Consider the following 15,966-nt stretch of genomic DNA (forward strand, 5'->3'; position numbering starts at 1 on the left):
ATAGGCGGGGCGGGGTCAACACGGCTAGTGCGCGGGAAAACAGTCCCGGGGAGGCCGTCCACGGGGAAACGCAGGCTGGAAAGACAAAACCGCGCGCCGGGGCGGAAACCCCAGGCGCGCGGTCCAGTTCGCAATGTTGGGCGCTTATTGAGCGCGAAGGCCTATTGGAACTTGCTGGTGATGTTGTCCTTGATCCAGTGCGGGTCCCACCATTCGATGGGCTGTATCTCGATGCCGCCCAGGATGATGCCGAAGTGCAGGTGGTCTCCGGCGGCCAGGCCCGTGGCCCCGGTATTGCCGATGATCTCGCCCTTCTTCACGTCGTCGCCCACCTTGGCGCTGATCTGCGACAGGTGCGAGTAGATGGTCTGCAGGCCCCAGCCGTGGTCGATGACCACCGCGTTGCCGTAGATGCCGAAGAACCCGGTGAAGATGACTTTGCCGCTCTGGGCCGCCGGGACCTGGGCGTTCTCCAGCGACGCCAGGTCCACGCCCAGGTGGGTCTCCTCGTCGATGCGCTGGTTCTTGTACATGTAGGTGCGCCCGTCGCCGAAGGCGGCGCGCGGCGCGGCGTTGGGCAGGCGCAGGAAGGGGCCGCCGTCCCAGAGCATCTTGGGCGAGGTGTTCTTGGACAGCTCCACGAGCTTGGCCACGTTCTCCTTGCGCAGGTCCCGGTTGACCTTGATGTAGAGCTGGGCCGGGTCCTTGATGTCGGGGTAGATGGTTTCGAACTGGGGCATCTTGGACTGCAGGAAATCGTCGCCCACGTTGATGCTGTCGTGTTTGAACTTGGTGGCCTTGGCCTGGTAGCGGAAGGTGATGGAGCGCTCGTTTCCGGCGGAGTCCTCGGCGTAGAGCCGGGGCTGGAAGCGGGCGGGGTCCATGTTCCAGGGGAAGGCGAATATGCAGGCGTAGTTGCCGGTATCGAGCTTGTAGCCGGGGAAGAACATGTCGCCCACGATGACGCCGGAGCGCTCCACGTCCTTGTTCACCTGGTAGACCACGCCGCAGGCGCCGCCCTGCTTGATGATGTGCGCCTGGGAGAGCACGTTGATCACCGGGGCGCGGTTGTCCAGGGCCATGGTCTTGGAAATGCGGGTGGTGTTGCCCGCGCCGAAGTTGAACACGGACTTGTCCGTGACCACCATGTTCAGGTCGAACTGGCCTTCGCGCAGCCCGGCCTGCTCCAGGGTGAACTTCTCCACCACCTCGCGCTGTGCGGGCTCGAAGGTCTTGTTGACGATCACGGTCTCTTTCTGGGCCTGGAGCACCGAGATCTTGACGGCCTTGACGCCCGAGGCGTCCCTGGCGGTCAGGGTGAATTCGCGCTTGCTGCCGGTGGCCGCCCGATCGGGAGTGAGGGCGGCTTCTGGAGGGGTCATGTCCCTGGTGAAGAAGTATGCGCCGACGCCCGCGCCGACGAGGACCAGCAGAAAAAGAATCGAGAGGATTTTGCCCATGGTGCCGGATGATGTGGTTTACGTTGCGCGCCGGAAACCGGCCGCTCTTGGGGGCGTGTAGTAACGCGGCGGGTGGCGGGGCGCAAGGGGCGCTCGGGCTTTTCCGGCCGCCATGGCATGCGCTCTTTTCATTCCTTCAAGGTGGACTTTGCTCGCGAAAATGCTATTTTCGCGAGCAAACCCCGGGCCCGTCCGGCCGGGACGAACCAGCCGTTCACGGAGGATTCCATGCGAAGGATCGTGATCATCGGTTCGGGGGCGGGCGGGACCATCGCGGCCAACCAGCTCAGGGGGCAGCTGCCCGAGGACGAATGGGAGATCCTGGTCATCGACCGCGACGAGCAGCACCACTACCAGCCGGGCTATCTGTTCATCCCCTTCGGGCTCTACTCGCGCGAGGACATCCTCCAGCCCAAGCGCCTCTTTATTCCGCCGGGGGTGGAGTTCGTGCTGGACGAGGTCACCGGCGTGGACGCGGAAAACCGCACGGTCCGGACCCGGGGCGGTTCCTATCCCTACGACTGGCTGGTGGTGGCCACGGGCGCGCGCCTGAACACGGGCGAGGTGGAGGGCATGGCCGAGGCCTGGGACACGGACATCCACAATTTCTACACCCTGGGAGGGGCCGAACGGCTGCGCAAGGCGCTCAAGTATTTCACCTGCGGCAAGATCGTGCTCAACATCGCGGAGCTGCCCTTCAAGTGCCCCATCGCCCCGCTGGAGTTCCTCTTCATGTGCGACTGGTTCCTCACCGCCTCCGGGGCGCGCCAAAGCGTGGAGCTGGAGCTGGTCACGCCGCTCGGCAGCGTGTTCACCAAGCCCATCGCGGCCAAGGCCCTGGCTCACATCGCGGAGAAGAAGCGCATAAACGTCACCCCCAACTTCAACATCGCCCGGGTCAACTCGGACGCCAAGACCATCGAATCCCACGACGGACGAAGCGTGGGCTACGACCTGCTGGTGTCCATCCCGCCCAACTTCGGGGCGGCCTGCCTGGAAAATTCCGGGCTCACCGACCCCATGGGCTACGTGACCGTGGACAAGAACACCCTCAAGTCCGACAAGGCCGAGCGCATCTTCGTGCTGGGCGACGCCTCCAACGTGCCCACGTCCAAGGCCGGAAGCTCTGCCCACTACCAGGCCTACACGCTGGTGGAGAACCTGCTGCGCGAGATCGACGGCCACGAGCCGCTGCCCAGCTACGACGGCCACGCCACATGCTTCCTGGAAGCGGGCTACGACAAGGCCATCCTCTTGGACTTCAACTACGAGGTGGAGCCCTTGCCGGGCAAGTTCCCCTTCCCGGGCGTGGGGCCGTTTTCGCTCCTCAAGGAGAGCCTGGCCAACCACTGGGGCAAGATGATGTTCCGTTGGGTCTATTGGGAGCTCATGATGCGCGGCAAGGACCTGCCCCTGGAGAACCAGATGAACCTGGCCGGCAAGATGCGCGCGGGCGCGGCCTGCAAAATGTGACGCCGGGAGGGCATATGGCCGAGGACCAAAGGATCATGGAGGGCATCGAGGCCCTGCGCGCCGACGTGGCGCCGCTCACGCAGGCCGCCCGGTCCGTGGAGAACCTGCGCCGCGACCTGGCCCCCAGGGTGGAGGAGGCCGTGCGGGCGCTGATCGTGGAACTGGCCGACGTGGAGAGCGACTTCCAGTTGGAGGACCTCCTGGCCCTGGTGAAGAAGTCCATGCGCAACGTGCGCACCTTCAACAGGGCCCTGGACCAGCTGGGGGCGCTCCTCAATCTGGTGGACAACCTGGAGCCCCTGGTGCGCCAGAGCGTGCCGGTGTGGATAGCCACTCTGGAGGACCTGGAGTCCAAGGGTGTGTTCACCGTGCTCAAGGGGCTGGTGGGCGTCATGGAGAAGGTCAGCTCCGCGTATGGGGAACAGGACATGGAGCGCATGGGCGACGGCCTGGTGGTGCTCATGGGCCTGGCCCGCAACCTGGGCGACCCCAATGCGGCGGCCGTCCTTTCCAAACTGTCGGAGGTTCCCTCCAAGGTGCGCCTGGAGCGCGCGGGCGAGGCCGGTCCCCTGGCCCTTCTGGGCGCGCTCGCAGACCCCGGAATACGCCGTGGGCTCGGCCTGGCGCTCGAACTGACGCGGGCCCTGGGAGAGGAAGGCGGGACAGGCAAAGGCGAGGCGAAAGCTTAGGTAGTCTAGCGAATTGGCACGTTCTGGACGCGGGATGCCAAAACGGGTAATGCGCCGGAAAACAGTTTCTCCGAGGCGTTCACGGTGAAGATCATTCCGGCGTTGGTATTGGCGGTCTGTTTGCTGCCCGGTTGTGAGAAGAAGACGGAAGCCCCGGCCGTGGCCCCGGTGGTCGTCGGCGTGGTCAAGGTCGAACGGGCGGACGCCCCCCTGGTGGTGAAGGGCGTGGGGCATGTGGTGGCCCAGCGCACCGTGGCCGTGCAGCCCCAGGTGACGGGCAAGCTTGCGTCCCTGTCCTTCCAGGAGGGCGCGCTGGTGCGCGAGGGCCAGCAGCTGGCCCTCATCGATCCGCAGCCCTTCGAGGCCGCCCTGGTCCAGGCCAAGGGAAATCTCGCCCGCGACTGGGCGACGGCCGGGCAGGCCGGGCGCGACTACGTGCGCTACAAGGAGCTGGTGCGCCAGGAGGTGGTCAGCCAGGACGAATACGAGCAGCGCCGCACCTCCTACGAAACCGGCTGGCAGCAGGTCAAGGCCGACCAGGGGGCGCTGGAGACCGCTCGCATCAACCTGGACTACTGCCGCATCAATTCGCCCGTCACGGGCGTCACCGGCTACCAGCAGGTCAAGCCCGGCAACACGGTCAGCGCCTATACCTCCACCATCGTGACCATCAACCAGATCCAGCCCGTGCTGGTGCGCTTCTCCGTGAGCGAGGCCGACCTGGCCCTGGTGCGCAAGTATTACGGCAAGAACGGTATTTCCGCCTCGGCCCGCTTCCCCAAGGAGGAGCAGGACGTCAAGGAGCGCGGCACGCTCACCGCCATCGACAACGCCGTGGACCCCCAGACCGGCATGATCAGCCTCCAGGCCCAGTTCGCCAACGAGAGCCTGGCCCTCTGGCCCGGCCAGTACGTCAACATGTCCGCCACCCTGGCCGTGGACAAGGATCAGATCGTGATCCCCGCCGATGCGGTCATGACCCGCCAGGACGGCTCCTTCGTGTTCGTGGTGTCGGACAAGTCCACCGCCGAGCTGCGCAAGGTCAGCCTGGGCCGTACCGTGGGCAGGAGCCGGGTGGTGGTCCTCGAGGGGCTCGCCCCCGGTGAGACGGTGATCACCGACGGCGTCATCCGCGTGGCCCCGGGAGGCCCGGTGAGCGCCAGGCAGAATGCCGAGGGCCAGCCTGCCGCTCAGCCCACCGCTGGAGCCGGGACAGCCCAATGACCGATCTTTTCATCAAGCGCCCCATCGCCACGGCGCTCATCACCTTCGGCCTGCTGTTCCTGGGCATGACGGCCTACAACTCCTTGCCGGTGTCCGAAATGCCGGCCATCGACTTCCCCACCATCCAGGTGACGGCCTCCCTGCCCGGAGCCGATCCCGAGACCATGGCCTCCTCGGTGGCCACGCCCCTGGAGAAGCAGTTTTCCACCATCGCCGGGATCACCTCCATGAACTCGGTGAACACCCTGGGCCAGACCACCATCGTCCTGCAGTTCGAACTGAACCGCAACATCGACGGCGCGGGCTCCGACGTGCAGACCGCCATCTCGGCTGCCTCGGGCTACCTGCCCAGCAACCTGCCCAACCCGCCCACCTACCAGAAGGTCAACCCGGCTGACGTGCCCGTGCTCTACATCGGCATGCGCTCCAAGACCCTGCCGCTCTACAAGCTCACGGACTACGCCAAGACCTTCGTGTCCCAGCGCATCTCCATGGTGGCCGGCGTGGCCCAGGTGGCCATCTACGGCGACCAGACCTACTCCCCGCGCATCCAGGTGGATCCTGACAAGCTCGCGGCCTACAACCTCTCGGTCAACCAGGTGGCCGACGCCTTCGTGGCCCAGAACGTCAATCTGCCCACGGGCTCGCTTTACGGCGAGGTGAAGCTCTTCACCATCAAGGCCAAGGGCATGCTCATGAACGCCAAGCACTACCTGGAGCAGATAGTGGCCTGGCGCAGCGGCAACCCCATACGCTTAAGAGACGTGGGCACCGCCGTGGACTCCACCCTCTACGACAAGAACGCCTCGTACCATAACCAGGACCCCTCGCTCACCATCGCCGTGCGCCGCCAGCCCGGCACCAACACCATCAAGCTGGTGGACGACATCAAGGCCCTGCTGCCCGCCATCCAATCCACCTTGCCGCAGTCCATCGAGTTCGAGGTCATGTACGACCGCTCCCAGACCATCCGGGAGTCCGTGGCCGACGTGAAGCTCACCATGGCCCTGGCCGTGTCCCTGGTGGTCGTGGTGGTGTTCTTGTTCCTGAAGAACATCCGGGCCACGGTGATCGCCAGCCTGGCCCTGCCCGCCGCGCTCATCGGCACCTTCGCCGTCATGAAGATGATGGGCTTCTCCCTGGACAACCTCTCGCTCATGGCCCTGACCCTGGCGGTGGGCTTCATCGTGGACGACGCCATCGTCATGCTCGAGAACATCGTCCGGCACATGGAGATGGGCAAGCCGCCCATGCTGGCCTCACTGGACGGGGCGCGCCAGATCGGCTTCACCATCGTCTCCATGACCCTGTCGCTGGCCGTGGTGTTCGTGCCCATCATGTTCATGGCGGGCATCCTGGGGCGCATCCTGAACGAGCTGGCCGTGACCATCACCATCGCCGTTCTGGTGTCGGGATTTGTCACCCTGTCGTTCACGCCCATGCTCTGCAGCCAGTTTCTGCGCCACGCCTCGGTGGGGCATTCCGGGCGCTTCTTCACCACCATCGAGAAGCTCTACGAACGCTCGCTGCACGTGGTGCTCCGGCACCGCTTCGTGACGCTGCTGGCCAGCTTCGGCATCCTTGCGCTGACCATGTGGCTCTTCACCAAGGTGCCCTCCGGGTTCATCCCCACCACGGACTCGGGTTTCATCTACGGCTACGCCATGGCCGAGCAGAGCGCCTCCTTCGACACCATGAAGAAGCGCCTGCTGAACGTCTCCGGGCTCATCTCGCCCGATCCCAACGTGCACAAGGTGGTGGGAATCGTTGGCGTGGGCGGACCCAACACCTCCATGAACAACGCCGCCTTCTTCACCCTGGTCAAGCCCGCGCACGACCGCAAGGACGACATCGACGCCGTGCTCGCCAAGCTGCGGGCCAGGACCGGCGGGGTGAGCGACATGCGCCTGTTCATGTTCAACCCGCCCGCCATCCAGATCGGCGGCCGTTCCACCCGCGCCCTCTACCAGTTCACCCTGCTTTCGCCCGAGGTGGACAAGCTCTACGAGGCCGCGCGCAAGCTCGAAACCAAGATGCGCGCCCTGCCGGAGCTTCGCGACGTCAACTCCGACATGCAGATCGACGGCCCCCAGCTGCTCCTGCGCATCGACCGCGACAAGGCCACGAGCCTGGGCATTTCGGCCAAGGCCATCGAGACGGCCCTGTGGTCCGCTTACGGCGCGCGCCAGATATCCAACATCTACGCCACCACCGACACCTACCGCGTGGTCATCGAGGTGCAGCCCGAATACCAGCGCAGGCCGGAACTGCTCTCCAAGCTCTACGTCCAGCCCGACCTCGAGGACAACAAGGACAAGAACAAGGACAAACTGGTCCCCCTGAGCAACCTCGTCCAGGTGGAGGAGGGCGTGGGCCCCATCACCGTGAACCACACCGGACAGCTCACCTCCGTGACCATCTCCTTCAACACCGCCGCGGGCTACTCCCTGAGTCACGCCGTGGCCGCCATCGAGGCGCTGGCCGCCAAGGAGCTGCCCGGCGACGTGAGCCGCACCTTCGAGGGCCAGGCCACCGCCTTCCGCGAATCCGCGGCCAGCGTGCCCTTCCTGCTGCTTTTGGCCATCGTGGTCATCTACATCATCCTGGGTGTCCTCTACGAGAGCTTCGTCCACCCCGTGACCATCCTGGCGGGCCTTCCCTCGGCGGCGCTGGGGGGCCTCTTGACGCTTCTCATCTTCGGGCGGGAGCTTGACCTGTACGGCTTCGTGGGCATCATCATGCTCATCGGCATCGTGAAGAAGAACGCCATCATGGTCATCGACTTCGCCATCGAGTCGGAAAAGAGCGGCAAGTCCGCTTTCGACGCGGTGTTTGAGGGATGCATCACCCGTTTCCGCCCCATCATGATGACCACTGTGGCCGCCGTGGCGGGCATCATGCCCATCGCCATGGCCTACGGCTCGGGCGGCCACGCCCGCCAGCCCCTGGGACTGTCCGTGGCCGGGGGCCTGGCCATCTCCCAGGTGGTGACGCTCTACCTGACCCCCGTGGTGTACACGTACCTGGACCAGCTGCAGGGCTGGATGCGGCGGCGCTACGGCAAGGGCGAGGAGTAGGGCATGACGCGGCTCCTCGACGCCGAAGCCACGGCCGCCGTTCTCCCGTACGCTCCCCTGGCCGAGTCCGTGGGCAAGACCCTGGCCCGCAAGGCCCGGGGGCTCGTGCGGTGCCCGCCGCGCCTGAGCCTGCCCCTGCCGGATGGCGGGGTGCTGCTGCTCATGCCCGCCAGCGACGACAGTCTGGCCGTGGCCAAGCTCATCACCGTGTGCCCGGCCAATCCCGAAAAGGGCCTGCCGCTCATCATCGGCGAGGTGGTGGCCATGCGCGCGTCCACGGGCGAGCGCTTAGGGCTCCTGGACGGCCCTGAGGTTACGGCGCGGCGCACCGCGGCCGCGTCGCTCCTGGCGGCGCAGCGCTTGGCTCCGAACCCGGACGGGCCGCTCCTGGTGATGGGGGCCGGGGTGCAGGCCATGTCCCACGCCATGGCCTTCTGTTCGGGGCTCGGGGTGGGAGAGGTCAACGTGTGCTCGCGTTCCCGCGAGAAGGCCGAGACCCTGGCCGGGCGCCTGCGTTCGGTGGGCGTGCGGGCCTGCGCGGTGGAACGTCCCGAGGATGTCCTCGACCGCACGCCGCTCATCATCACGGCCACCAACAGCCCCGCGCCGGTGATTCCCGCCGGGGTGCGGCCGGACGCCTTCATCGCGGCCGTGGGGTCGTTCCATCCCGACCGGGCCGAGATACCGGCAGAACTTGTGCGCCGCTGCCACCTCTATGTGGACGATCTCGACGCGGCGCGCACCGAGGCCGGGGACCTCATCCTGGCCGGGATCGACTGGAGCGCGGTCACGCCGCTCGAACGCACCGGTGAGCCCGGTGCCGCGCATCTTGCGCCGCAAGGTCCCGTGCTCTACAAGGGCGTCGGCTGCGCTGCTCTGGATCTTGCCGCAGCGAAACTGGCTTTCCCCGAGCGTTCATGAATCAACGGACATCCCCACGGTACTGGAGGGTGGCGCTGCCGGCGGTTACGCTGCTGGCTCTCGCCTTGCGCCTGTTCGGCGTCGACGGGCCGCCCCTCAAGCTGTGGGACGACTTCATCTCCCTGGCCATCGCCGACCAGTCGGGCCCGGGCGCGGTCATCAGGCAGCTGCTCGGGCAGCAGCAGCCCTTCGTCGATTTCCAGCCCCCCCTGTATCCGCTTCTGATCCACTTCGTCCTCAAGGTGGCCCGCACGGATTTGGCGGTCCGCCTTCCGGCTGTCCTGGCCGGGACGCTGGCGGTGCCGGCCATGTACCTCCTGGCGCGGCGGCTGTTCTCCCGGGAATCGGCCCTGTTCTCCTGCCTGGTGCTGGCCATGTCCTTGTACCAGATCGAATACTCCCAGCAGGTGCGCCCGTACGCCCTGTTCCTGACCCTTTCGATCCTGTCCATGTGGCTTTTCCACCGGCTGGCGGCGCCGGACCGGGAGGGTTTGCCCTGGAAAGCCGATCTGGCCGGGTACGTGCTGGTGAGCCTGGCCATGTGCTTCACCACCTATCTGGGCCTGCTCAACGTCATGTGCCAGGGCGCGTGGCTGGTGGGGCGTCACCTGTCCTGCCGGAACAGGGCCGCCGCTCGGCCGGCGCTGGTGCGCGCACTGGGCGCGCTCGCCCTGTGCGGCGCGGGTTTTTTGCCGTGGCTTCTCGCCTCAGCGTCGGCCCGGTCGGTGCTCTCGGGGGGGACCGGCGTGGTGAGCCACGAGGTCGGTCGCCTGTTGTGGGACGCCAGCCGGGAGTTCTTCGCCTACTACAACGAGTATCTGTCCCTGCACGGGGGGGCCGTCCCTTTTCTCGCATTGATCGGCCTGGGGCTCCTGGCGGCGCTGGTCCGGCGCAGGGCGTCGCTTGCCTTCCTGGCTTGCTGGATGGTCCTGCCGCTTCTGGTCATGGTGCTTCGGGAAACGGACGCTCACCACGTCCGCGTACGCTACCTGACCGGGCTGTACGCCTCCCTGGCCGTGTTCGCCGGGGTGGGCGTCGAATACGCGGCCTCCCTTCTGGCCAGGCCGGGGCGTCGGACGTTCTTCGTCCTGGGGATCGTCATCCTCGCGGCCGCCAATCTGGTCAACTGGCCGGCGTATTCCTATTTCTACCGGCGTCCCAACGACGGCCTCAAGGACCTGGCCCTGGTGCTCGACGGCCTAGACGCACAGCCGGACGCCCTGGCCGTGGCTCCCGGAAATCCGCTCTGGAGCCCGGCCCTCACCAGCCGGGCCCTGTCCTGGTATCTGCCCGGGCGCTTCGGCTCCCTGGGCGACGGGGATAACTTCCCTTACCGGCCTTACCGGCGGGTGGCGGTGTTGGTCCCTCCCGATGCCAAGCTGGACCCGGTGAAATACGGCTCCGCGCATTTGGTGAGGCGTTTCAGGGGAATGGACATTTACGTCGCGGGTCTCGTCAACCGCTCCCCGGTGCCGCTGCTTCCCGACGAGGAGGGCGCGGCGAAATACCGGATAGGGATGTCCTCGCCGGAGGTCTTTTCCGATGTCGCCCGCGCCGCCAACGTCCGCCAGGAGGACGGCGGGCTGGTCGCCGCCGTGAAGGAGTCGCCCGGCGAGGTGACCTTCCGGTTCGTTCGTCCGGACGTGGGCCAGGGCGTCGGAAAGTCCGGGGGGGGCGGCGTCACGCTCACGGCGGCGTTTACGCCCTCGGTCAACGGGAAGTCCGACGCCTCCGTCACCGTGCAGGTCCGCGCGGGGCAGGGACCGTTCCGCGACGCCGGAGTGCTGTGGAGCACCGATGCGCCCCGCCCTGAGAACGGCGTCGGCAGCGGGTTCGGGCGGACGTTCGACCTGCCGCCCGAAGTATGCGGCTCCCGGGATTTCGAACTGCGCCTTGTCATCGACGACACGCGCGACTATGGGCGGATGGCCGTCACAAGCCTCTCCCTGGCGCTCCCTGGCGCTCCTGGCCGCTCCCGGGCGGATGACGAGGCCTGGCTTGCGCGGCAGATCGCTGACCTGTCCGGCAGGATCGACGCGCGAAAGTGGCAGGATGATCTGCGCGTCCTTGGCGCGGGGATATTCACGGACGCCCCTTTGCAGGCCGGACCGGTCGAACCGGTGTATACGGCCAAGGGCGGCGGTGACGAAATCCTCGCCCGGTATTTCGATCCCGGCCTGGTCCGGCCCGGTTTCGCACTCGATCAGGGCAGGACGATGGAAATCGCCTGCGTCCCGCCGGGACTTCAGGGCCTGCGCGTGACCGCCCCGCGCGTGGACGGCCTGCTCCTTGGCGATCGCCGCGCCGTTCTTGGCGTGTCGCTGCCGCCCCAGGCGTCGGTAGTGCTCGAAGCCTCCGGCTCCGCCCGGCTGGCGCATTCGCCTCTCTACGATGAGTCGTTCGCCTTGAACGGCAACGCCGCGCAGTCCACAACCCTGCTCAAGAAGACCGGCGAGCCCTGCCTGAGCTGCCGGGACGCCGCGCCCTGCTCCATCGAGTACACCTATGCCTCAGCCCTGCCCATGGAGGGCATGCGGCTGGAATTCTACCCCCGCGTCTCCGCCAACTGGCGGTTCTCCAACTGGGTGAAGGCGTGGTATTCCCTGGACGGAGGACCTTTCCTACCGGTGAGTTCCTTTGGCGGCAGCGCCTCGGGAAGCTGGGAGGGCCTGGGTGTCCCCAGGGTGGCCGCCACCGGTTTCCCCAAGGCGGCGCACACGCTCACGCTTCGATTCGAGCTTTCTGGCGACGGCGCGCAACTGTGGTCCTCGCCCGATTATCCCATGCGCCTGGACGTCTTCTGCGGCGCGTCCCCTCCGCTCCCGCCGTCCTGCCCGGTGCGTCTCTCGCCGGAGTCTCCTGTCGGGTCCGCGGTGGCCTACGGCCGCGCTCCGGTGCTGCGCCCGGACTTGCTGCGGCGCTTCTGACCGCGGTTTGACATTCGCCCCTCCAGCCAATAGACACCTCGGGCATTGAACCAAACCAGTCCGTCCCGCGAAAGGTGCATATGAGCAACGAGCCCAACAAGATTATCTATTCCATGATCAAGGTTTCGAAGTTCCACGACAAGAAACCCATCCTGCAGAACATTTCCCTGTCCTACTTCTACGGGGCCAAGATCGGCGTCCTGGGCATGAACGGCTCGGGCAAGTCCACGCTCCTCAAGATCCTGGCTGGCGTCGACAAGGACTTCCAGGGCGAGACCGTGCTCGCGCCCGGCTACACCATCGGCTACCTGGAGCAGGAGCCGATGCTCGACGAAACCAAGACCGTCCGCGAGATCGTGGAGGAGGGCGTGGCCGAGACCATGGCCCTGGTCCGCGAGTTCGAGGAGATCAACGCCAAGTTCGCCGAGCCCATGGACGACGACGAGATGAACGCCCTCATCGAGCGCCAGGGCCAGGTGCAGGAGAAGCTCGACGCAGCGGGCGCCTGGGACATCGACTCCCGCCTGGACATGGCCATGGACGCCCTGCGCTGCCCCCCGCCCGACACCCTGGTGAAGGTCATCTCCGGCGGCGAGAAGCGCCGCGTGGCCCTGTGCCGCCTGCTGCTCAAGCAGCCCGACATCCTGCTTCTGGACGAGCCCACCAACCACCTGGACGCCGAGACCGTGGCCTGGCTCGAACACCACCTGCACACCTACCCCGGCACCATCATCGCCGTGACCCACGACCGCTACTTCTTGGACAACGTGGCCGGATGGATTCTGGAGCTGGATCGCGGCCGGGGCATCCCCTGGAAGGGCAACTACTCCTCCTGGCTCGAACAGAAGCAGGACCGCCTGAAGAATGAAGAGAAGGCCGAGGACGAACGCCGCAAGACCCTGGAGCGCGAGCTCGAATGGATCAGGATGAATCCCAAGGGCCGCCACGCCAAGAGCAAGGCCCGCGTCAGCGCCTACGAGGCACTGGCCTCCCAGGACGCCGACAAGGTGGCCAAGGACCTGGAAATCTTCATCCCCGCAGGCCCGCGCCTGGGCAACAAGGTCATCGAGGCCGAGCACGTGTGCAAGGCCTTCGGCGACAACATGCTGGTGGACGACCTCAACTTCATGATCCCCCCGGGAGCCATCGTCGGCATCATCGGCCCCAACGGCGCGGGCAAGTCCACCCTGTTCCGCATGATCACCGGCGTGGAAAAGCCCGACTGCGGCAGCCTCAAACTCGGCGACACCGTGGTGCTGGCCCACGTGGACCAATCCCGCGAGGCCCTGAAGGACGACATGACCGTTTTCGACGCCATCAGCGAAGGCCAGGACGCTATTCTCCTGGGCAGGCGCGAGGTGAACGCGCGCGCCTACGTGGCCCGCTTCGGCATGACCGGTCCCGACCAGCAGAAAAAGGTCAGCCTGCTCTCCGGCGGCGAAAGGAACCGCGTGTTCCTGGCCCGCATGCTCAAAAGCGGCGCCAACGTCATCCTTCTGGACGAACCCACCAACGACCTGGACGTGAACACCATGCGCGCCCTGGAAGACGCGCTGGTCAACTTCGCGGGCTGCGCCCTGGTCATCAGCCACGACCGCTGGTTCCTGGACCGCGTGGCCACCCACATCCTGGCCTTCGAGGGCGACTCCAAGGCCGTGTGGTTCGACGGCAACTACTCGGAATACGAGGCCGACCGGAAGGCCAGGCTCGGCCACGAGGCCGACCAGCCCCATAGGATCAAGTACCGGAAGTTCTCGCGGGCTTAAGATCGCGACAATGAGGGCCTGGAGCACGCTCCGGGCCCTTCTTCTTTCAAGGGGGGGATGCCGTGTCAGAAGACAAAGCCGTCCTGGCCGCCTCGGTGTTGGAGTCCATCCGCCTCATAGCCTCCCATTACGGCCTGTGGCTGGCCACGGCCGTCGACCGTCTGGGGCTCGAGAAGGCCCTGGTGGCTGAGGGAAGGGCGGGGGACCTGGCCACCTCCCTGGCGCTCAAGCGCCTGGGGCAGGATGGAAATCCCTTCGAGAAGATGTCCGGCGAGGAGCTGGAAAACCTCCTGGACGCGCTCGGCAAGCTCTGGCTGGCCATGGACGGCGTCTGGTTCCAGGCAGTGGAGGCCCAACAGGGCATGGACGGGGCCAAGGCCGTCAACGACGCCTGCTGGACCCGCTTCGCCCCTCTGGAAGCCAGGCGCATCAAGGCCGTGCTCGGCCTGCCGGAGGAGGGCGGGCTCGACGCCTTGGAGGCGGCCTTCAGGCACCGTTTTTCGAGCCGCATCAACGAGGTTGCAATCGACAGGGACGCAGAATCCCTGACGCTTCGCTACGTGAACTGCCGGGTGCAGTCCGCCCGCCGCCGCAAAGGGCTTGCGGACTATCCCTGCAAGTCCGCCGGGGTGGCCGAGTTCGAAGGGTTCGCCCGGGGCGTGGACCCGCGCATCGACACCGCCTGTCTGGCCTGCCCGCCAGGTCCCCTGGGCGAGGGCGAGTTTTGCTCCTGGCGTTTCACCCTCAAGGCGGGTTAGGGGAAGCCGAACATCCAGCCGGAGCCGTGCATGCTCGAAACAGTCCTGGCCTTCACCCGCGCCCTCTTCGAGGACCTCGACCCCAAAACCTTCCAGCGCCGATTCCTGGACGGCCTGCTGGCCATCCAAAATGTAGAGCGCGGCTCGCTCTGGGTCAGGCGAAACGGAGTCATCGCCTGCATCGAGGCCGCTGGCGAGGAAAGCGAACGCATCCTGGGCGTGGAACTCCCCGCGGACAAGCCCAGCGTCGTGGGCTGGGTCATGGACAACGCCCGCATGACCATCGCCGAGCCCGGCAAGGACCCGCGTCACTACAAGGCCATGGAGGACGGGCTTGCCGCCAAGAGCACGCTCATCCTGTGCTATCCGCTCATTCTGCGCGACGGCACCGTCTACGGCGCGGTGGAGCTCATCGACACTGCGGCCCGGGGCGGGCGGCTCAACCTGCGCAAGGACTACCTGGAGCTTCTGGAATACCTGGTGGCCGTGGGCTCCGTGGCCTTGGGCCAGGCCCTGGCCTTCGAGAGCAAAGAGCGCGAGTGCCGGGGGCTCAAGAACGCCCTGGAGCGCTTCAAAGGCCAGCCGCCCATCGTCGGGCACTCTTCGGCCGTGCGCGAGGCCATGAAGAAGGTCTACTCCTACGCCCGTACTGATTTCCCCGTGCTCATCACCGGCGAGTCCGGCACCGGCAAGGAGCTCTTCGCCCAGGCCATCCATCAGGCCAGCCCGCGCAAGGACAAGCCGTTCTTCGTGCAGAACTGCTCGGCCATCCCGGAGACGCTCCTGGAGAGCGAGCTCTTCGGCTACCGCAAGGGGGCCTTCACCGGCGCGGACCGCGACAAGACCGGCCTGTTCGAGGCCGCCGAGGGCGGCACGGTGTTCCTGGACGAGATCGGCGACATGGCACCGCCGCTGCAGGCCAAGATTCTGCGCCTGATCCAGAACAGCGAGGTCAAGCCCCTTGGCGGGGCAGCCACCCGCACCGTGGACGTGCGCATCATTTCCGCCACCAACAAGGACCTGCCCAAGGCCATCGAGGACGGCGAGTTCCGCGAGGACCTGTTCTACCGCCTGAACGTCCTCCCGCTTGCCCTGCCGCCCCTGCGCGAGCGCAGCGAGGACGTGCCCGAGCTGCTGGACTACTTCATCAAGCGCGACTGCCTGCGCCTGGGGCTTGGGGCCAAGCGGCTCTCGGCGCAGGCCTCGGCCCGGCTGTCCGGATACTCCTGGCGGGGCAACATCCGCGAGATGGAAAACCTGGTGAAGTACATCCTCACGGTGGTCGAGGGCGAACTCATCGAGGAGCGCGATCTGCCGGGCCACATCACGGGTGATGCGGGATCGGCCGCGCGGGGGGGAGAGGGAGTCGGGCAGGACGCATCCGAACTGTGCGCCATGACCTGGGACGAGCTGGAGCGCCGCTACACCCTGGACATCCTCGAGAAATACCGCTGGAACGTCACCCGGGCCGCCAAACACGCCGGGGTGAACAGGTCCACCTTCGATTCCCGCCTGAAAAAGCTAGGCATCTCCAAGGGCTGAGGCCGGTGGGGAGAATGCCCGCCCTGTGCTTCGTCACAGGTAACCGCCCTTGGGATGCGTGGCCTCAACCCGCCACAACCACGCAGGAAGTTTTTTTACAAAAATTGTTCTTTTTCTTGAAAACATGAT

At 66.3% G+C, this 15,966-nt stretch carries 10 protein-coding genes; 9 read left to right on the plus strand and 1 reads right to left on the minus strand.

The features are described 5' to 3' along the window. Nucleotides 1–161 precede the first annotated feature (161 nt). Nucleotides 162–1,460, minus strand: coding sequence for a M23 family metallopeptidase (locus ML540_RS06165; RefSeq protein ID WP_243359369.1), 1,299 nt, complete (start codon nt 1,458–1,460; stop codon nt 162–164). 228 nt (nt 1,461–1,688) lie between these two features. Between ML540_RS06165 and sqr the strand changes: the two genes are divergently transcribed. The 9 genes from sqr (at nt 1,689) to ML540_RS06210 (ending at nt 15,837) form a co-directional block, all read left to right on the plus strand. Then, the gene (gene sqr / locus ML540_RS06170) at nt 1,689–2,933 is read left to right on the plus strand and encodes a type III sulfide quinone reductase, selenoprotein subtype (RefSeq protein ID WP_243359370.1); all 1,245 of its coding nucleotides are present in this window, start codon (nt 1,689–1,691) and stop codon (nt 2,931–2,933) included. Nucleotides 2,934–2,947: 14 nt separating this feature from the next. After that, a complete protein-coding gene (locus ML540_RS06175) occupies nt 2,948–3,622 on the plus strand; it encodes a DUF1641 domain-containing protein (RefSeq protein WP_243359372.1) in 675 nt (224 codons plus the stop codon). 84 nt (nt 3,623–3,706) lie between these two features. After that, nucleotides 3,707–4,846, plus strand: a complete 1,140-nt coding sequence (locus ML540_RS06180; protein WP_243359373.1) for an efflux RND transporter periplasmic adaptor subunit — start codon at nt 3,707–3,709, stop codon at nt 4,844–4,846. Then, complete coding sequence (locus ML540_RS06185; RefSeq protein ID WP_243359376.1) at nt 4,843–7,923, plus strand: efflux RND transporter permease subunit; 3,081 nt, start codon at nt 4,843–4,845, stop codon at nt 7,921–7,923. The genes ML540_RS06180 and ML540_RS06185 overlap by 4 nt, the downstream gene beginning before the upstream one ends. Nucleotides 7,924–7,926: 3 nt before the next feature. Beyond that, nucleotides 7,927–8,844 (plus strand): delta(1)-pyrroline-2-carboxylate reductase family protein, encoded by a 918-nt coding sequence (locus ML540_RS06190; RefSeq protein ID WP_243359377.1) that lies wholly within the window; start codon nt 7,927–7,929, stop codon nt 8,842–8,844. Then, nucleotides 8,841–11,771 (plus strand): glycosyltransferase family 39 protein, encoded by a 2,931-nt coding sequence (locus ML540_RS06195; protein WP_243359379.1) that lies wholly within the window; start codon nt 8,841–8,843, stop codon nt 11,769–11,771. Before ML540_RS06190 ends, ML540_RS06195 begins: the two co-directional genes overlap by 4 nt. An 80-nt stretch (nt 11,772–11,851) precedes the next feature. Beyond that, nucleotides 11,852–13,537, plus strand: a complete 1,686-nt coding sequence (ettA, locus tag ML540_RS06200) for an energy-dependent translational throttle protein EttA (RefSeq protein ID WP_243359381.1) — start codon at nt 11,852–11,854, stop codon at nt 13,535–13,537. A 62-nt stretch (nt 13,538–13,599) separates the two neighbouring features. Then, nucleotides 13,600–14,295 carry a DUF6125 family protein gene (locus ML540_RS06205; protein WP_243359383.1) on the plus strand — a complete coding sequence of 232 codons (696 nt, stop codon included), beginning with the start codon at nt 13,600–13,602 and terminating at the stop codon, nt 14,293–14,295. A gap of 30 nt (nt 14,296–14,325) precedes the next feature. Next, complete coding sequence (locus ML540_RS06210) at nt 14,326–15,837, plus strand: sigma-54-dependent Fis family transcriptional regulator (protein ID WP_243359384.1); 1,512 nt, start codon at nt 14,326–14,328, stop codon at nt 15,835–15,837. Nucleotides 15,838–15,966: the final 129 nt, after the last annotated feature.

The sequence above is a fragment of the Fundidesulfovibrio terrae genome (assembly GCF_022808915.1).
GTDB classification, from domain to species: Bacteria; Desulfobacterota; Desulfovibrionia; order Desulfovibrionales; family Desulfovibrionaceae; genus Fundidesulfovibrio; species Fundidesulfovibrio terrae.